At 55.1% G+C, this 17,827-nt stretch carries 15 protein-coding genes; 11 read left to right on the top strand and 4 right to left on the bottom strand.

The window, feature by feature from the left end:
- The first annotated feature begins 168 nt into the window (after positions 1 to 168).
- From FHI25_RS06355 to FHI25_RS06340, 4 genes are read left to right on the top strand one after another with little or no spacing between them, the layout of a single operon-like run.
- On the top strand, positions 169 to 1,572 hold the full coding sequence (locus tag FHI25_RS06355) for a circularly permuted type 2 ATP-grasp protein (RefSeq protein ID WP_210516079.1): 1,404 nt from the start codon (positions 169 to 171) through the stop codon (positions 1,570 to 1,572).
- A 17-nt stretch (positions 1,573 to 1,589) separates the two neighbouring features.
- On the top strand, positions 1,590 to 2,537 hold the full coding sequence (locus tag FHI25_RS06350) for an alpha-E domain-containing protein (protein WP_210516077.1): 948 nt from the start codon (positions 1,590 to 1,592) through the stop codon (positions 2,535 to 2,537).
- A gap of 1 nt (position 2,538) precedes the next feature.
- Positions 2,539 to 3,357: a transglutaminase family protein gene (locus tag FHI25_RS06345; protein ID WP_210516075.1), complete on the top strand. Its 819-nt coding sequence runs from the start codon at positions 2,539 to 2,541 to the stop codon at positions 3,355 to 3,357.
- Between the two features lie 15 nt (positions 3,358 to 3,372).
- Entirely contained in the window at positions 3,373 to 4,122 is a 750-nt protein-coding gene (locus FHI25_RS06340; RefSeq protein ID WP_008888894.1) for a proteasome-type protease, read from the top strand.
- Between the two features lie 72 nt (positions 4,123 to 4,194).
- On the opposite strand, the gene FHI25_RS06335 is transcribed toward FHI25_RS06340, so the two are convergent.
- The gene (locus FHI25_RS06335) at positions 4,195 to 6,681 is read right to left on the bottom strand and encodes a plasma-membrane proton-efflux P-type ATPase (protein WP_246878916.1); all 2,487 of its coding nucleotides are present in this window, start codon (positions 6,679 to 6,681) and stop codon (positions 4,195 to 4,197) included.
- 128 nt (positions 6,682 to 6,809) lie between these two features.
- Between FHI25_RS06335 and FHI25_RS06330 the strand changes: the two genes are divergently transcribed.
- Positions 6,810 to 7,463, top strand: a complete 654-nt coding sequence (locus FHI25_RS06330) for a GntR family transcriptional regulator (RefSeq protein ID WP_210516073.1) — start codon at positions 6,810 to 6,812, stop codon at positions 7,461 to 7,463.
- Positions 7,464 to 8,026: 563 nt separating this feature from the next.
- On the opposite strand, the gene FHI25_RS06325 is transcribed toward FHI25_RS06330, so the two are convergent.
- Together FHI25_RS06325 and FHI25_RS06320 are read right to left on the bottom strand one after the other, a co-directional pair.
- Positions 8,027 to 8,596, bottom strand: a complete 570-nt coding sequence (locus FHI25_RS06325; RefSeq protein ID WP_210516070.1) for a CHAP domain-containing protein — start codon at positions 8,594 to 8,596, stop codon at positions 8,027 to 8,029.
- A gap of 60 nt (positions 8,597 to 8,656) precedes the next feature.
- Complete coding sequence (locus FHI25_RS06320; RefSeq protein ID WP_349237970.1) at positions 8,657 to 9,907, bottom strand: MFS transporter; 1,251 nt, start codon at positions 9,905 to 9,907, stop codon at positions 8,657 to 8,659.
- A gap of 367 nt (positions 9,908 to 10,274) precedes the next feature.
- Between FHI25_RS06320 and FHI25_RS06315 the strand changes: the two genes are divergently transcribed.
- Genes FHI25_RS06315 through FHI25_RS06305 form a run of 3 tightly spaced genes read left to right on the top strand, consistent with a single transcriptional unit; the run spans position 10,275 to position 13,780 of the window.
- Positions 10,275 to 12,626, top strand: coding sequence for an alpha/beta fold hydrolase (locus FHI25_RS06315; protein ID WP_210516067.1), 2,352 nt, complete (start codon positions 10,275 to 10,277; stop codon positions 12,624 to 12,626).
- 53 nt (positions 12,627 to 12,679) lie between these two features.
- Complete coding sequence (locus FHI25_RS06310; protein ID WP_210516065.1) at positions 12,680 to 13,300, top strand: GntR family transcriptional regulator; 621 nt, start codon at positions 12,680 to 12,682, stop codon at positions 13,298 to 13,300.
- Between the two features lie 18 nt (positions 13,301 to 13,318).
- The gene (locus FHI25_RS06305) at positions 13,319 to 13,780 is read left to right on the top strand and encodes an OsmC family protein (protein ID WP_210516063.1); all 462 of its coding nucleotides are present in this window, start codon (positions 13,319 to 13,321) and stop codon (positions 13,778 to 13,780) included.
- A 20-nt stretch (positions 13,781 to 13,800) separates the two neighbouring features.
- On the opposite strand, the gene FHI25_RS06300 is transcribed toward FHI25_RS06305, so the two are convergent.
- Positions 13,801 to 14,595, bottom strand: coding sequence for a class I SAM-dependent methyltransferase (locus FHI25_RS06300; protein ID WP_210516061.1), 795 nt, complete (start codon positions 14,593 to 14,595; stop codon positions 13,801 to 13,803).
- A gap of 178 nt (positions 14,596 to 14,773) precedes the next feature.
- Between FHI25_RS06300 and FHI25_RS06295 the strand changes: the two genes are divergently transcribed.
- From FHI25_RS06295 to FHI25_RS06285, 3 genes are read left to right on the top strand one after another with little or no spacing between them, the layout of a single operon-like run.
- Positions 14,774 to 15,904, top strand: coding sequence for an ABC transporter substrate-binding protein (locus FHI25_RS06295; protein WP_210516059.1), 1,131 nt, complete (start codon positions 14,774 to 14,776; stop codon positions 15,902 to 15,904).
- Positions 15,904 to 16,965: an iron ABC transporter permease gene (locus FHI25_RS06290; protein WP_008888884.1), complete on the top strand. Its 1,062-nt coding sequence runs from the start codon at positions 15,904 to 15,906 to the stop codon at positions 16,963 to 16,965. Before FHI25_RS06295 ends, FHI25_RS06290 begins: the two co-directional genes overlap by 1 nt.
- The gene (locus FHI25_RS06285; RefSeq protein WP_008888883.1) at positions 16,959 to 17,783 is read left to right on the top strand and encodes an ABC transporter ATP-binding protein; all 825 of its coding nucleotides are present in this window, start codon (positions 16,959 to 16,961) and stop codon (positions 17,781 to 17,783) included. The genes FHI25_RS06290 and FHI25_RS06285 overlap by 7 nt, the downstream gene beginning before the upstream one ends.
- Positions 17,784 to 17,827: the final 44 nt, after the last annotated feature.

Raw genomic sequence — 17,827 nt, 5'->3', positions numbered from 1 at the left:
CGGGCGGACTTTATGTCCGCCCGTTTTTTGTACAAACCCTCTGATCAGCAAGTTTATTTTTTCGGCAGAACAGCAATTTGCTGAAAAATATGTCATTTCAACTGTGAACATCCTTGACCGCTCCCTGCTCGGCACCCTTTAATCAAAGGGAAATAAAGGGGAGAATGCATGTTCAACGAGATGAGTGTTGACGACCAAATTCGCGAACCTTATCGCGCCTTGGTTGACTGGATGGAAGCAAGCGGCCCCGAGGTTCTCGAACAAAAGCGCCTTGAAGCTGAAACGCTGTTCCGCAAAATCGGCATTACATTTGCTGTTTACGGCGAGGGCGGAGATCCCGAGCGGCTTATTCCCTTTGATCTGATTCCCCGTATCTTCACATCGCAGGAATGGCGCAAGCTTGATCGTGGCGTCAAACAGCGCGCCCGGGCGCTGAACGCGTTTCTTTATGACGTTTACCATAATGCCGAAATCATCAAGGCCGGTATCGTCCCGGCAGATCTGGTGTTTCGCAACGATGCGTTCGAACCGGCCGTAATCGGCATTGATCCACCGCGCAATGTCTATAGCCACATTGTCGGTGTCGATATCGTGCGTACCGGACCAGACGATTTTTATGTTCTCGAAGACAACTGCCGCACGCCATCTGGCGTGTCCTATATGCTTGAGAACCGCGAAATCATGATGCGCATGTTCCCCGATCTGTTCAAAAGCCTTCGGATTGAGCCGGTCGAAAGCTATCCGGACATGTTGCTGAAAACGCTAAAAAGCATCGCACCGCGCAAATGCGACCGCGACCCGAATATCGTCGTCCTGACGCCGGGTGCGATGAACAGTGCGTATTATGAACATTCCTTCCTTGCCGATCAGATGGGTGTCGAACTGGTCGAAGGTCAGGATTTGTTTGTTCATGAAGACCGGGTCTTCATGCGCACCACACGCGGGCCAGCCCAAGTTGATGTGATTTATCGCCGCATTGATGACGCCTATATTGACCCGCTGTGCTTCCGCTCGGACTCGGTTCTGGGTATTCCGGGGCTTATGAATGTCTATCGGTCCGGCGGGGTGGCGATCTGTTCGGCACCAGGTGCCGGTGTTGCTGATGACAAGGCGGTTTATACCTATGTGCCGGATATGATCCGCTTCTATCTGGGGCAGGAGCCGATCCTTAATAACGTGCCGACATGGAAATGCGGCAAGCCAAATGATCTGAAATACGTTCTCGAACATCTGGGCGAGCTTGTGGTCAAGGAAGTCCACGGGTCAGGTGGCTATGGCATGCTGGTCGGTCCGGCATCGACCAAGGAAGAACAGGCGGCCTATGCCAAACGGATCGAAGCCGATCCCGGTGATTTCATCGCCCAACCGACCCTGTCACTTTCAGCCTGCCCGACCTTCGTTGAAAGCGGCGTTGCGCCGCGTCATGTCGATTTCCGGCCATTCTGCCTTGTCGGTGATGACGTGCGCCTGACACCGGGCGGACTGACCCGGGTCGCCATGCGCGAAGGGTCGCTTGTCGTAAACTCGTCGCAGGGCGGCGGGGTCAAGGACACCTGGATCATGAGCGATTAAAAGGAAAGGGTTGAGAGATGCTTAGTCGTACCGCCGAAAACCTTTTCTGGTTGTCGAGATATGTCGAACGGGCCGAAAACATGGCCCGCCTGATGGAGATGGGCTATCGCATGGCGCTGATGCCTGCTGTTGTTGATGGCAACCGGTCGGAATGGGAATCGGTTCTTTCCGCGTCAGGCTGTGCGGCGGGTTACGACCCTGACGCACCGTTGCGCCAGGAAGAGGTCGCCAATTTCCTGATCTTTAACCGCGACAACCACTCATCGATCATCAATTGCTTTGAGTATGCGCGCGCCAATGCACGCGCCATGCGTACCGCCATTACCGCAGAAATGTGGGAGGCGCTGAATAATGCGCTTATGGAACTGCGGCGCCCATCGATGCACAATCTGGCCAAGAACGAATTGCCGGAATTCATCGACTGGGTCAAAAAACAGGGTGCGCTATTCAGGGGGGCCACCGATTCCACGATTTTGCGCAATGACGGTTATGACTTCATCCGTCTTGGCACCTTTATCGAACGCGCGGACAACACCGCACGGCTTCTGGACGTCAAATATTACGTCCTTCTGCCGGAAACCAGCATGGTCGGCGATGGTGTCGATAACTATCAATGGACAACGGTTTTGCGTGCGGCATCGTCGCTCCGCGCGTTCCATTGGGTCTATCGTGATGATTATTCACCGCATCGCATCGCGCACTTCCTGATCCTTAATCCGTTTAGTCCGCGATCGCTTGCGCACTGTTCCGAACAGATTACACAGCATCTTGAAAGGCTTGCCCGCCACTATGGTCAACGCCACAGCGTTCATCGCCAGGCGGTCGAGATGTATTCCTTGCTGACACAAAGTGACATGGACGAGATATTCTCAGGCGGGTTGCACGAATTCCTGACCGACTTCCAGGGACGCAACCGTATCCTGTCGCTTGCCATTGCTGACGCATATCATTTCGGGGGACAGTAAGATGCGCTTGACCGTCGAACACAAGACCCATTACCGCTATGAGTATCCGGCCTATCATGCGGTGCAGAGCCTTAAACTGACGCCCGCTGAGTTCGAAGGCCAAAAGATCCTGAGATGGTCGATCACAGCCGAGGGCTGCAACATTGGTGCGGAATTTACCGATGGCAACGGCGATATCATCAGCACCCTGACATCAAACGGCCCGGTCGAGGCAATTGAAATTGTCGTCACAGGCGAGGTCGAAACCACTGATACCGCAGGCGTTTTGCGTGGTCACAAGGAACGCGCCTTTCCGGCCGTATTCCTGCGCACGACGCCGATGACCAAATCCAGTGCCGCCATTCGCAAGCTTGCCGACAAGGTCGCAAAGAAAACCAAGGACGGCACGATACTGGAACTGGCACACGGTCTTGCCGCGGCAGTCGCCGATGCCATTGAATATGCGCCGGGTACAACCCATGTGCACACAACGGCTGCCGATGCGATTGCTGATGGCAAGGGTGTTTGCCAGGATCATGCCCATGTGCTGATCTCGGCGGCACGCCATCTTGGCATTCCGGCCCGCTATGTATCGGGATATCTGTTTGCCGATCACGAAGGCAAACCGCATGAGGCATCCCATGCATGGGCGGAGTTGCATCTGCCAGAGTTCGGCTGGGTCGGGTTTGATCCGGCCAACAAGTGCTGCCCGACGGATAGTTATATCCGGCTTGGATCAGGACTTGATGGTCAGGTCGCCACCCCGATCCGGGGCGTACATACTGGTGGCGGAAACGAAGATTTGGATGTAACAGTCGTCATTGCGCAGTCACAACAATAGTCGGACTACAAAAAGATGACCTACTGTGTCGGGTTGATGCTGAACGAAGGGTTGGTTTTCCTTTCGGACACACGGACCAATGCGGGCCTTGATAACATTTCACGTTATCGCAAAATGTTCACCTGGGAAGTCCCCGGTGAACGCGCGATTGTCGCACTTTCAGCCGGCAACCTTGCCATTACCCAGGCGGTGATGAGCACCTTGCATGAGGCCATCGACGATCCCGAAACCGAGCCGGGCAACTGCATCCTGAGCGCACCAAGCATGTTCCGCGTCGCCGAACTGGTTGGCGAAGCCATGCAGAAAGTGCAGCTGAAATACCACGACACTCTTGAACAGCATCATGAAAGCAGCGCTGCGTCGATCATGATTGGCGGTCAGCGCAAGGGCGGTGATCAACGTTTGTTTCTAGTTTACGCCGCGGGTAATTTCATCGAGGCCACATCCGATACGCCATACCTTCAGATTGGCGAACACAAATACGGCAAGCCGATCCTTGATCGTGTGATCACGCCCGATACGCCGATCCAGGACGGGGTGAAGGCGGTATTGTTGTCGATGGATTCAACGCTGCGCTCCAACCTGTCAGTTGGTATGCCGCTTGATCTGGCTGTTTTGCCAGATGACGCTTGCAAATTTTCCGAAATCCGCCGGATCGAGGCCGAGGACAGGGGCTTCCGCGCACTGTCTGACGCCTGGTCGAACGCACTTCGCGATGCCTTCGCCGATATGCCCGACGAACATTGCGATATCGCAGCAGAATAGGCACCTTGAATCCGAACACCCAAAGCCGGGCCTAACAAATGGTTCGGCTTTTTGTTTGTGGATGTTCCGATCTTATCGGAGGCGATGAAGCGATCCTTCAACCCGGGCCAGATGGCTGTGATGACTATGATGGCGATGGGTTAAAAGCCGAAAGACCCATACCTTGATACAGCCCGCCACCACAAACCAGCACAGCGCATATCCCCAAACCACCAACGCGTGATACCAGCCAATCGCTGGCACAAACCAGCCATAGACAGCCGCCAGCGTGCCAATGATCTGGGTAATCTCGGTTGCAAGAAACAGCTTCATGCTAGGATAGGGTTTTTGCCAGAAGAACCCTTTGTGCCGGGTCAGATAAATCGTCAGATGCCCCGCCACCAGAAGTTTGAGGAACACCAGTGTCTGGACTTCTTCCGGTGGCAGATGCAGCCATGTTTCCGACACCCAAAGCAAGGCAAAGGATGATGTCACGCCGATAACCCCCAAAAGGGACGCCATGCTCAGGGTATTACCCATATTCCATCGCACCGGGTGTTCGGCAACCTCGGCATTGTCGTAGGCAATCATCATGATCGGGAAGTCATTGAGCAACGCCAACAACACGATCATCACCGCCGTGACCGGATAGAAATCAAACACCAGGATCGAAATTGTCATGAACAACAAAACCCGGATCGTTTCGGAAATCCGGAAAGTGGCGTAACTGCCCATGCGTTCGAAAATACGCCGTGATTCTTCAATTGCGCTGGTAATCACGGAAATACCCGGCGCGGTCAGAACAAGATCGGCCGCCGCCCGCGCCGCATCGGTGGCATTTGAAACAGCAATGCCAATATCGGCCTGTTTTAAGGCAGGGGCATCATTCACCCCGTCGCCGGTCATGCCGACAATATGGCCGCGGTCCTGAAACTGACGAACAATCGCATATTTATGTTCAGGAAAGACGCGGGCAAAGCCATCTGCCTGCTCGATCATTACCTGATCAAGTGCCTGATTATTGCGATCAAACACCGCATCGGCGGGCAGGATATTTTGCCCCAATCCAAGCTGGCCTGCGACTTCGCGGCCAATTGCCTCGTGATCGCCGGTGATCATCCGGATATCAACACCCTTGTTGCGCAGTTCGGCAATGGTTGATGCCGCGTCCTCACGCGGCGGATCAAACAGTGGCAGCAACCCCAGAAACTGCCAATTGCCGTCTTTATCGGTGCGGGCGACACCAAGCGCGCGGTATCCATGCTCTGCCATGGTTTTGATCGCATCCATCACCACACGATAAGCGGCAACACTTTCGATATCCGATATCTCATCCTCACACAGCAAAGCCAGAACCGCCTGCGGCGCCCCCTTGGCAACCATGATGGTCTGGTCATCATGCGCAACATCCGCCTCGGCCCGTTTGCGTACCGGATCAAACTGCCGGAAACTGGTGATGTCATAGCCATCAAGCTTTGCACGATCACCAAGGATCGCAAAGACCGCTCTATCAATCGGATCGTGGCTGTCGGCCTCTGATGCAAATGCGGCGGTACGGATCAGATCGCTTTCATCCTTGGCATCAATCAGGACCGGGGTTCCAACGGTTAAATGGTTTTGCGTCAATGTCCCGGTCTTGTCAGAACACAGGATATCCATCCCGGCCAGTTCCTCGATCGAGACAAGCCTTGATACAATCGCCTTCATCCGCGCAAGCTTCTCCGCCCCGACCGCCAGTGTCACCGAAAGAACCGCTGGCAAGGCCACCGGAATTGCCGCCACCGCCAGGATCAAGGCAAACAGCAAGGTTTCCATCAACGGATCCCCACGATGCAGGGCCACGGTCATGATCAGCGCAATCAGACCCAGCGTGATCAGGATTAGGAAATTGCCAATGCGCAGAACCGCGCGCTGAAAATGTGATTGTTTGCCGGCAGTTTTCACCAGACTTGCGGTTCGGCCAAGATAGGTCGCCATGCCGGTCGCGGTGACCATTGCAGTCATCTGCCCCTGTCGGGCAATGGCGCCGGAAAAGACCTCGTCCCCGATTTTCTTATCAATCGCTAGCGACTCACCGGTCAGGGCAGATTGATCAACCCGCAAATAATCTCCCGCCAACAGCTTGGCGTCGGCGGGAATGATATCGCCAAGCTTGATGCGGATAATGTCACCCGGCACCAGTTCACGGGCCGGAAGATCCGACCAGGCGCCATCGCGCAACACGCGGGCATCCGGCGCAAGGCGCTGTTTGAGCGCAGCAATGGCGTTGTCCGCCTTGAATTCCTGCCAGAAACCGACTCCGGCATTGAGCAACAGCATCACGATGATAATCGCAAAGTCCGACCAATGCTGCACAACAGCCGAAAGGATGGCGGCAACTTCGATCATCCACGGGATCGGCCCCCAAAAGAACGACAGAAGCTTTTTAAGCGCGCTGGTTTGATCATCCTTCAGACGATTTTTGCCGAACTTCTCTGTCCGCCTTTTTACCTCGTCCTGTCCAAGCCCGGTTTTCGGATCTGTCGCAAGCAGGGACGGGTCAATCTGGGGGTTATCGCGTTTGGCAGTCTGTTCCATCATGATGACACCCTCTGTGCCGCTATTGGCAATGTGGGGAACTGCAATGTTTCTAGAGTATATTGCAGCGCACAACATTGTTGCACATCAATCAGGTCGACAAATCAGGTGTCACAAATTATCTATAAAACATGACAAAGAGCACCACAGACACCACGGTCGCGGGTCGCATTACCCGGGCGCTGGCCGAACGGATCATTTCCGGCGAATTCGAACCGGGCATGAAACTGCGTCAGGATCACTTCGCCGAGGAATTCGGCGCCAGCCATGTTCCGGTGCGTGAGGCGTTTCGTCGGCTGGAGGCACAAGGCCTTGCGGTCAGTGAACCAAGGCGCGGCGTCCGTGTTGCCAGCTTTGATGTTGCCGAGGTGCGCGAAGTTGCTGAGATGCGGGCGTCCCTCGAAGTTCTGGCACTGCGCCAAGCTGCACCGCATTTGACCCCTGAAATTCTTGATGTGGCAGAGGCCCATAACCGCGCAGGCGAAAATGCCACTGATGTCCATGGCTGGGAACAGGCCAACAGGGCGTTTCACCGTGTCATCCTGGAACCTTGCGACATGCCGCGCTTGCTTGCGACGATTGATGATCTGCATGCTGCCAGTGCGCGATTTTTATTTTCGGGCTTTCGCATGGAATGGGAAGCCCCGACCGATCAGGACCACCGCGCGATCCTTGCCGCACTGCGCAGCAATCAGATTGATGTGGCCGCCGCCACCCTTGCCCGGCATGTGAAATGGATTGGCAATAAATCCGGCAAAACGGCACGCCCGCACACCCTTGCCTGACGACACTTCCCCGACGTTAAATTTTCTCCATGCCTGTCCGGTTTACGACCCCAAAGGGGCGGAACGACGGGCGAAAGCGCCGATTCAGGACGTCATGGACATAAAATATGCGTCGCAACCGTCCTTATCGCGTTCATACCAAAATTTTATAGATAATATTTATGATTTAAAATCAATAATTTAGAATGGAATGGAGTGAATTCCGCGAAGAATCACACCTTTCCTTCGATTTTGCAGTTGATTTCAGCACTCGATCCCGGCGTAATTATCATAGAAAACGTCATTTTATAGATAATTTGAATTCAAGGCGCGCCAGAAAGGATCAGTGATTATCTGCCGTGCTGGTAATCAGTATCGAAACGGATGCTTGAAATCGCATCGCACCGTGATCCTGCTCTGCCAGAAAGGCGCTTTAGGCAAGCCTTGTCGGGTTCAACCCCCGAACCCGTGCCGCCCGCACGGGTTTAATTGGCGAAGCTCTCTATCCGTGGGGGCTTCGCCACTTTTCTTTCGTGATGTCGGGAGAGTTTTTGGCGCCAGCGGGGCGCCAGCAGCGCAGTGGCTTAGTTCGCCTCAGCAGTCTCGCGCGGCTGATAGATAAAGCCGTGGGCTGGATAGACGCTTCCGAATGTGCCAAGCGTGTTCATCATCCGCACTTCGGACCAGTCATTGTTGGGGGATACATCAACAACCGGCTGGCGATAATGCACCTTGCCGCGGGTACGCGAATCGCTGCCCCAATTGGCATGGTTTACAAGGATCTTGCGGCTATCAAGGATGGCTGAAACCACTGCAACATGGCCCAGCTTCAGGCGCGATGTCTTGCGAAGCGCAAGAACGGCACCGATTTGCGGGCGGTTACCGCGCTGGAAGTTCTTCTGCCCGGCCTGCGCCCACCATGTCCAGGCATCGCCGTAAATCTCGATACCGGATACTTCGCGGGCATAGGGCACGCATTGCAGGAACTTGTTGGTCGGAGCGAAACTGTTCAGGCGTGAGGACGGCAGATTGACGCTGGCAAGAGTCTGAACCGTGTCACTTGGCATCGGGCCGGACGCACGTGGTGCCGAATTACCAGTGCTAAAACACGCCGAAAGCAACAAACACAGTCCGACAATACCAAGCAAACGCATCTGGAAATCCCCGATCCTCTCACAATGAGCCACCATAGGTCGGCAGGCCTTAACAATCCTTTACCGCAATGCACCCGAACGCGCCAGCGCCCCGATGCGATAAAGCCGCCAAAGCCCGACACAGGCCGCACACAGGATCAAAACGCCAGAACCACGCGCCGTATATTGAATGTCACCGGCTTCGGAAATTGCGCCAAGAAGCGTCCCGCCCAGCGCCATGCCACCAAAGCTGGTCGCACTCCAGAAACTCATCACCCGACCCCGCAGGCGATTATCAACCGTTAGCTGCAAGGCCGTTTGTGATCCCACCCCAACAAGGGTCAAGCCACCGCCCGTCAGGGCGACCAAAGGTACGGCAAGTTCGTACCACGGCGCAAAACCAAGGCCAGTCATGCCAATCGCGGCGGCAAACGCACCAATAATCGTGACCCTTTGATAGGCAATGGCATCTGATGAAATCCGCGACAGGATAAAGGTCGATGTCACCGCCCCAATTCCCGCACTCGATGCCAGCATGCCAAGTCCCGTAACCCCGCGGTCGTAAACCGCCTCGGCAAAAACCGGCATCAGTTCAACCATGCCGGTCCCGACCAGCGAGACAAAGCAGGACAGCGCCAAAACCGATCGGATCATCGGATGATTGAGCGCATAATTTGCCCCGTCGACAAGCGATGTCCAAATACGGCGGCTTTTGGCATCGGGTGCGCGTTCCATATGAATGGTGACCACCGAAATGACAAACACCATCGGAAGATAACTTATTGCGTTAATCATAAAGGCTGCCCCGGTGCCCCAGGTGGCAATCACCACCCCACCAACCGCAGGCCCGACCAGACGTGAGATATTGAAATTCATCGCCGCATAGGCGACCGCGCGATTCATGAAGGCACGCGGTACAATCACCGGCACCAGCGACAACCGGATCGGCGTCATTGCACTGCCAAGAATTCCCATCGATCCGGCAAGTGTGACCATCCACGGCAACGTCATCATATCGGCGTAGGACAGTCCCATCAAAAGGAAGGATACCGCAGCCTGCCCAAGATTAAGCAACATGGCCGTGCGCCGCAGATCGACCCGATCGGCCATCACCCCGAAAATAGGCCCAAGAAAAAAGGCCGGGGCAAAATTAAGCGCGGCAATCACCCCGGTCCAGAAGGCCGATCCGGTCAAAGACCATGCCAGCCACGACATGGCGATTTTCTGAATCCACAATCCTTGTGTCGTGATGCATTGCCCGACAAGAAACAGCACGAAATTCCGATCGGAAAAAATCGATCTTTGGCCGCCATCCTGGTCAGAGGCAGGCACACAATCAGGATTGCTTTGGTCCGAGCCTTTGGATGGATCTGGGGCAGGGTCGGGAATAGGCACAAGGCCTCCAATCATGGGTGAGCGATCACAAACCGGGGCTGCGGTCATCATATTGGTGGCAGAGGATATGACCGGCGCGGATTTGATGGAAACCAGCGGGCAGACTAGCACGCCGATGTTTCATTATACGAAAGACGTGCCGTTCTGACACCAATTCGTGACAAATCGAAGATTGAACGCCTTCCAAAACCGGGGATTGCAACACATATCTATCTTAACCGACACGTTATAAAAAACTGATAAAAGCGTCCAAGAAACCAACGCCTTATACTGGGTTAGACCTCCGGCCGGGATATTTCCACGCATGGTTCAGACATTTCGCGATATCGAACGTGAAAAGTTCGCCATCAATCCGAAGACCTGCGAATGGACCCTTCGCGCGATGACGGCTTTGCGGGCCAATATCGACATCAACATCAAGATGCACGGGCCGCGCGACCATCTGTCGCAGGGCGACATTTTCATGTTCAATCACTTCGCCCGGTTTGAAACCTTTATCCCGCAATACCTGATCGCGCTTGAAACCGGGGTCTATTGCCGGTCGATCGCATCGGGCGAGTTTTTTGTTCAGGACAATACTTTTTCGCGCTATCTCCGGGCGCTTGGCGGGGTTCCCAATAACTATGAACGCCTGTTGCCGTTTCTTGCCGAGGAAGTCCTGCGTGGTGGCAAGGTCGTGGTCTTTCCCGAAGGCGGCATGGTCAAGGATCGCCGTGTTCTGACCGACATACGGCCACACCCCAAACGCCCTGATTACAGCGTCTATTCCAGATCGGCAGATACCAGGCGCGCCCACCATACCGGTGCGGCCTTACTTGGGCTTTGCATTGATGGCTTCAAGATCGGCCTATCAACCCTGATTGATCGGGGTAAAACCGACGAACTCAACCGTTGGGCCGACCTTCTGGAACGCAGCGAAGATGACCTTCGCGCAAGCCTTGCCAAGCCGACCTTGATGTTTCCGGCCAACATTACCTTCCATCCGCTGCGCGTTGATCAGAACCTTTTGGCACGCGCAGCTGACATGTTTACCGGCGGGCTCAGCCCCAAAATGGCCGAGGAAATGATCATCGAAGGCAACCTGATGTTCAAAAAGACCGATATGGACATCCGGTTGGGCGATCCTGTCAATCCGCGCGATCAGTTTAATTGGCTGGACCGCAGGCTGCTTGCGAAGCGGGTTGAGCAGGCCACCTGCATTGATGATCTGTTCAAGCCGGCCAAGACCCTTGAAAAGTTCACCGAACGCGTCCCGCAATTTGCCATCACCCGGCATATCAAGCCGCTGCGCGATCATTGTATGTCGGTGATGTACTCCAATCTGACGATCAATGTCAGCCACCTCGCATCGCGCCTGATCATGATGTGGCTTGAGGATGGCGTAACCGAAGTTGATATAAGCCATTTCGACAGAACACTTTATCTCGCGATCAAGAACATCCAGCAGGCCGAAAACGTCCATTTGCATCGCGGCATGCGCAATCCCGCCGACTATGTCGGTATTTTTGAACTCAATTGTCCGCAAATCCGCTTCTTTATCGATAGTGCGGTTCAGCTTGGCCTGATTGAACGTCGCGATCAGAAATATTGCTTCCTGCCAAAATTACAGGCGGAGGCAACGTTTGATCAGATCCGCATGGACAACCCGATCATGGTCTATGCCAATGAAATGGCCCCGATCCATGATGCGTGGCAGGCCCTTGAACGCGCGCGGATCGAGGTCGATCACTTAAGCCCCACCGACATTGCCCATCGCCGTTTTGATGATGAAATTCTGGCCTGGCAGTGGAACCACACCAAGTTCCAGAAACCGAAATATGACGCAATCAACGCCCAGGAAACCGCAACGGCTGACAGCCGCCCCTATTTGCTGCTGCCCAACGGACAAAAGCAGTTTGCCTGCGGTGTGTTGCTTGTGCATGGCTTTTTGGCATCCCCGGCGGAGCTCCGCGAACTGGGCGAAAAATTTGCTGCCATGGGCCACGCGGTGATGGGGGTTCGTCTTGCCGGACACGGCACATCACCCCATGAGTTGCAAAAACGCAAATGGACCGATTGGCTGGCATCGGTCGGGCGTGGCTATGAAATCCTGGCCCCGTTTTGCGATCAGGTGATCATTGTCGGATTTTCAACCGGCGGGGCGCTATCAGTCATTCATGCCGCTGATCACCCTGAAAAACTGCGGGCACTTGTCCTTGCCGGAACGCCGCTTAAATTCCGCAATCGAAATCTGATGTTTGTGCCACTGCTTTATGGTGCCAACAAACTGATGGGATGGATGCCATCCGCGCAGGAACTGCTCAGTTTCCGGCCCAACGAGTCCGAGCATCCCGAGATCAATTATCGCAACATTCCGATCGGCGGACTGCATCAATTGCGCCAGACCGTGGCCGAGATGCAGCGGCGCCTGCCGGATCTCGATTGCCCGACACTGATCCTGCAAGGTGATGGCGACAAGGTCGTCGATCCGGCCAGTGCGACCATGATCCGGCGTCTGGCAACCAACGCCAGCGACATTAACGTCCAGATGCTGAAATCCGATCGTCACGGCATCGTTAACGAAGACATCGACGGCGCACATGACCGGATTATCGCCTTTGTGCAAAGCCACTGCGACCTGCAGGACGCTCATACAGAAGCCATACCCGCAGAGTGATACTGCCGTCTGTTTTTCTTGACGAAAAATCTGACGCATCATAGTTTGGATCCATGGATACAAACTTGATCACAACAGCACTTCGCGAAGAGATCGAAGCTGGCAGCTTGCCCCCCGGCACGGTGCTTAAGCAGGAAAATCTCGCCGCGCGCTTTGGTGTAAGTCGCCAGCCGATTCGCCACGCCCTTGAACGGCTTCACGAATCCGGTTTGCTCGAAAAACGCCCGGATAGAAGTCTTGCCGTCACTGGACTGCGCAGCAAAGACGTGCAGGAGCTTTGTCAGATTCGCATTTCGCTTGAGGTCAGCGCACTTGAGCTGTCTGCACCTAACCTGAGCCCATCAGCACTGCGTAAGGCGCGTCGCCTGAACGAAGATCTGTTTGAAGAAGAAGATCCCGACATGCTGGCAGCGCTTGATCAGGAATTCCACGCGACCCTGTATGGCGCATGCGGCAATCAAAGGTTGCTGTCGATGATCGATGGATTTCGCGGAGAGGCCAAACGTACCTACGCCTTGCAACCCAAGGGGTCACGACCGCGAAGCGCGTTCTATGAAGAACATCAGCAAATCCTCGCCGCCCTTGAGGCCGGGGACATTGCGACTGCGCGTAAGGTTTTGACCACCCATATCGGCGTCACGGCCGGAACCCTGATCCCGATTGATAAGTCCTGAAGACCAAGGAGCCCCACCATGAGCAGTTTTGGCGCAGAAGTCACCTGGAAGCGCAAGGAAAGCGAGGTTTTCACCGATCGCCGCTATTCGCGTGGTCATGTCTGGCGCTTTGATGGCGGGGTCGAAGTTCCGGCATCTTCATCCCCGCATGTGGTGCCCCTGCCGTATTCCTTGGCAGAAAATGTCGACCCTGAAGAAGCATTTGTCGCAGCGCTTTCAAGCTGCCACATGCTGTTTTTCCTGCATTTCGCATCCGATGCCGGGCTTTTGATTGATGCCTATGTCGATGACGCCAGCGGCATCATGGAAACGATGGATCGCAAGACCATGATCACCAAGGTCACCTTGAAGCCAAAGGTCACCTATGGTGGCACCGCACCAGATGTTGCGCTTGAGGATGAGCTGCATCACCGCGCCCACGAAGCTTGTTTTTTGGCCAATTCGGTCAAGACCGAGGTCGTGACCGAGCCGGTCCGCTAAACCCAAGTTTTGTAAACAGCCTAAGCTTCCAACGGTTTCTGCGCGCAGATGGCATAGCGATGCTGTGCACCGCGTTCCAAGCCCTTGGCGAAGCTGATGTGTTTTTTCTGCGCGCTGTGAATGCGTTTCAGATCGAAATCCACCGCAATCGGATCGAACCCGGTTTGGCGCAGCATTGCCTCAACAGCATCTGCCCGTGCCCCGTTTGAAAAATGCACGCGGGCCAGAATATCTTGATGGGTCCGCATCTGTGCAATCGCCTCGACCGGTTTTCGCAAACCAAGGGTTTCAAGGAAACCCGCCATCGCCTTGTTGAATTTCGTCGCCCAGGTCGGGGAGACAAAATCACCATCAACCACCAAAAGCTTTCCACCGGGTTTCAGCACCCGGAACCATTCGGCAAAGGCTGCTGCAGGATCAACCAGCGTCCACACCAGATGACGGGTGACGATCACGTCATAACTGTTGTCTGCCTCAAGCGTGTTTTCCGCATCGCCCAGCAGGAAAGTGATTTTTGATCCGCGTTGCCTTGATTTGGCGCGCGCCTTTTCAAGCATCGCCTCCGACCAGTCCATGCCGGTCACGTTAAATCCAAGATCATGCATCAGATGGCTGATTACCCCGGTGCCACTTGCCAGATCAAGCGCCTTGCGCCCGTCACCCTTGCCGAAATGACGTTCAAACAAGGTATGCCACGCGCTGCGTTCGGTTTCTGAGAAAATCTCGTGGCCGGGCTGTTCGTCGAAGGTGGCCGCACGCATTGACCAATATTCCTTGATCTCTTCGCGCAGGTTGAAGTTGCTGGCCTGGTTCATGATCTTGATGCTCTCTTGGCGGAATACCCGGATTTCTGCGGGCTAGTTAAATCTCACAGCGATAATTGCGCAATCACTAAAAACAAATGATTTGCATTATCATTGCGAAAAAGATTGATTTTCATTCTCAATAACTGATAAATCGCTCGACAGGCAATCCTAATCTGAGGGAACGGGAATGAAATTTTTGGGTGTATTTGCTGGTCTGACCATGCTGGTCACAGGCACCGCACAGGCAGCAGAATCGGTCACGGTGACCGACGTTACAGGACGTGAAGTTACAGTCGAAGTACCAGTTCAGAAGGTCATTCTGGGCGAAGGCCGCCTGATCTATGGTCTGGCGACGCTCGATAGTGAAGACCCGTTCCAGCGCGTTGTCGGCTGGCGCGATGACCTGAAAAAGGCTGATCCGCAGACCTACGACATCTATGCTGCGAAATACCCGCGCATTGATGACATTCCGACCTTTGGCGGCATTAAAGACGGCACGTTCGACATCGAACAGGCCATTTCGGTCAATCCGGACGTCGTGATCATGAACCTTGAAGCCAAGGCTGCGACCGAAGACGGCGGTTTTGACGAAAAACTCGCTGCTGTTGGCATTCCGCTGGTCTATATCGACTTCCGCGAAGCGCCGATGAAAAACACCGACACCAGCATGAAGATCCTTGGCCAACTGACCGGCAAGGAAGATCGTGCGGCCGAATTCATCAAGTTCCGTGCGGACAGCATCAAGAACGTGACCGATCGCATTGCCAAGGCAAATCCGGAAAAACCGAAGGTCTTCATTGAACGTGCTGCGGGTTACTCCGATGAATGCTGCATGTCGTTTGGCAACGAGAACTTCGGCACGATGGTCGAAATGGCTGGCGGCGTGAACATCGCAGCATCCATCATTCCGGGCACCTTTGGCACGATCAACCCGGAACAGGTTGTGGCCTCCAACCCCGATCAGTTCGTTGGCACCGGTGCCAGCTGGGAAGCCTATTCCCCGGGTGGTGCATGGGTCGGTCTTGGACCGGATGCCGATATGGTTGAAGCACGCCGCAAACTGGTTGGCTTGATGGAACGCCCGGCCTTCACCGGCATCAAGGCGGTCGAGAACGGCGAAATTCATGCTGTCTGGCATCAGTTCTATAACAGCCCGTACCAGTTCGTGGTGATCGAACGGATGGCGAAATGGTTCCACCCGGACCTGTTTGCCGATATCGATCCGGAAGCAACCTTCAAGGAACTGCACGAACGCTTCCTGCCGCTGGACTACCAGCCGGGCTACTTCATCTCGATCAGCGATACAGCCACAAACTAATGACGACCAACCAACTCAGTATCGAAGCCGGGAGCGTGCATTACAAGGCACGCTCCCTGCGTCGTTTCATGCTCCTGCTTGCAATGGCGGGGGCATTGTTTCTTTCATTTGCCATCGATCTGGCAACGGGTCCGGCGAACTATCCGTTATCAGATGTGATCGCCACCCTGCTTGATCCTTCGTCGGCGACTGATCAGTTGCGCGTGGTGATCTGGGATATCCGCATGCCGGTCGCCCTCATGGCATTGACCGTGGGCGCGGCGCTGTCGACTGCTGGCGCACAGATGCAGACCATCCTTGCCAACCCGCTGGCAAGCCCGTTTACGCTGGGCATTTCGGCCGCCGCCGGGTTTGGCGCGGCGCTGGCGCTTGTACTAGGGGTCGCCCTTCTGCCGGCCTTTGTCGAATTCATCATTCCGCTCAATGCCTTCATCATGGCGATGGGCACGGCCCTGATCATTCATTTCTTCAGCCGCATGCGTGGCGTGACGGTTGAAACCATCGTGTTGCTTGGCATTGCACTGGTCTTTACCTTCAATGCGCTTCTGGCCCTTTTGCAGTATCTGGCAAGTGAACAGGCCCTTGCGGCCGTTGTCTTCTGGACCATGGGGTCACTGGTCAAGGCGACCTGGACCAAGGTGGCGGTCACCGCCATCGCGGTCGTTATCGCCATTCCGCTTTTTGCCCGTCAGGCATGGGCATTGACCGCCCTTCGTCTGGGCGATGCCAAGGCGGAAAGCTTTGGGGTGAATGTGCAGGGGCTTCGTCTGCGCACCATGCTGATTGTCAGCCTTCTGGCCGCCATTCCGGTTTCCTTTGTCGGCACCATCGGCTTCATCGGACTTGTCGGGCCACATATTGCCCGCATGCTGGTGGGTGAAGATCAACGCTTCTTCCTGCCGGCATCGATCCTGTGTGGCGCCCTGATCCTGTCGGCGACGTCCGTGTTGTCAAAGCTGCTGATCCCAGGCGCCATCCTGCCCATCGGGGTGATTACCGCCCTTGTCGGTGTACCCTTCTTCTTCTCGCTGATTTTCGCAAGTCGGAGGAAATCATGGTAACGCTGCGTCTCGAAAATATCGGAACCCGTTATGGCAAGGTGCAGGTGGTATCTGATGTTACCACTCCGACGATCCAGCCAGGCACCGTAACAGCCGTCATCGGCCCGAATGCAGCCGGCAAATCCAGCCTGTTTCGCCGCGTGGCCGGCCTTGCAAAGGGCGATGGTATTGTTGACCTTGGATCACACCGCAAGGAACGCAATACGATTTGTTATATGCCTCAGGATACTGGCTCAACCGCGGTGCTATCGGTCTATGAATCGATCATTCTGGCCGCCAAGCAGGGATCAAGCCTGCGCGTGCGGGCAGATGAACTGGCACGTATTGACGATATTCTGGCCGCCCTTCGTATTGGCGATCTCGCCGCGCGTAACTTGGGCGAGCTTAGCGGCGGGCAACGCCAACTGGTCGCGATTGCCCAGACCCTGGTGCGTGATCCGAAAATCCTTTTGATGGATGAACCGACATCAGCACTTGATCTGCATCGCCAGATGGAAGTCCTGTCCTTTATGCGTGATGTCGCCAAGGGCCAGAACATCATCGTCCTGATCGCCATTCACGACCTGAACCACGCCCTGCAATATTGCGATCAGGCCATGGCCATTCGCAATGGCAAGATGGTCGCGTTCGGTCCGTGTTCTGATGTCATCGACAGTGACCTTCTGCGCGATGTCTATCAGGTTGATGGCCATGTCGAACTCAATTCGCTTGGCCATCCGCATATCGTCCTGCGCGGCCCGAGCGATGAAACCAACAGTCGGCACAATACGGCCACGGCCCGCAAGACCCTGACGGAGGTCGCACAGGCTGCACAATAGAAAGGCGCGCCTTTCCTTGTGATTAAAAACTTTGCATTTGAGGC

The sequence above is a fragment of the Thalassospira sp. ER-Se-21-Dark genome, from assembly GCF_017922435.1.
GTDB lineage: Bacteria > Pseudomonadota > Alphaproteobacteria > Rhodospirillales > Thalassospiraceae > Thalassospira.
Note: the sequence above shows the minus strand (reverse complement) of the source record. Positions and strands in the feature narration are given on the sequence as shown.

Excerpts from the sequence above, each read along its gene's own strand:
- FHI25_RS06345 (WP_210516075.1), top strand. The coding sequence starts at position 2,539 with ATGCGCTTGACCGTCGAACACAAGACCCATTACCGCTATGAGTATCCG.
- FHI25_RS06325 (WP_210516070.1), bottom strand. The coding sequence starts at position 8,596 with ATGCGTTTGCTTGGTATTGTCGGACTGTGTTTGTTGCTTTCGGCGTGT.
- FHI25_RS06305 (WP_210516063.1), top strand. The coding sequence starts at position 13,319 with ATGAGCAGTTTTGGCGCAGAAGTCACCTGGAAGCGCAAGGAAAGCGAG.
- FHI25_RS06350 (WP_210516077.1), top strand. The coding sequence starts at position 1,590 with ATGCTTAGTCGTACCGCCGAAAACCTTTTCTGGTTGTCGAGATATGTC.
- FHI25_RS06290 (WP_008888884.1), top strand. The coding sequence starts at position 15,904 with ATGACGACCAACCAACTCAGTATCGAAGCCGGGAGCGTGCATTACAAG.
- FHI25_RS06355 (WP_210516079.1), top strand. The coding sequence starts at position 169 with ATGTTCAACGAGATGAGTGTTGACGACCAAATTCGCGAACCTTATCGC.
- FHI25_RS06310 (WP_210516065.1), top strand. The coding sequence starts at position 12,680 with ATGGATACAAACTTGATCACAACAGCACTTCGCGAAGAGATCGAAGCT.
- FHI25_RS06340 (WP_008888894.1), top strand. The coding sequence starts at position 3,373 with ATGACCTACTGTGTCGGGTTGATGCTGAACGAAGGGTTGGTTTTCCTT.
- FHI25_RS06295 (WP_210516059.1), top strand. The coding sequence starts at position 14,774 with ATGAAATTTTTGGGTGTATTTGCTGGTCTGACCATGCTGGTCACAGGC.
- FHI25_RS06315 (WP_210516067.1), top strand. The coding sequence starts at position 10,275 with ATGGTTCAGACATTTCGCGATATCGAACGTGAAAAGTTCGCCATCAAT.
- FHI25_RS06285 (WP_008888883.1), top strand. The coding sequence starts at position 16,959 with ATGGTAACGCTGCGTCTCGAAAATATCGGAACCCGTTATGGCAAGGTG.
- FHI25_RS06335 (WP_246878916.1), bottom strand. The coding sequence starts at position 6,681 with ATGATGGAACAGACTGCCAAACGCGATAACCCCCAGATTGACCCGTCC.
- FHI25_RS06330 (WP_210516073.1), top strand. The coding sequence starts at position 6,810 with ATGACAAAGAGCACCACAGACACCACGGTCGCGGGTCGCATTACCCGG.
- FHI25_RS06300 (WP_210516061.1), bottom strand. The coding sequence starts at position 14,595 with ATGAACCAGGCCAGCAACTTCAACCTGCGCGAAGAGATCAAGGAATAT.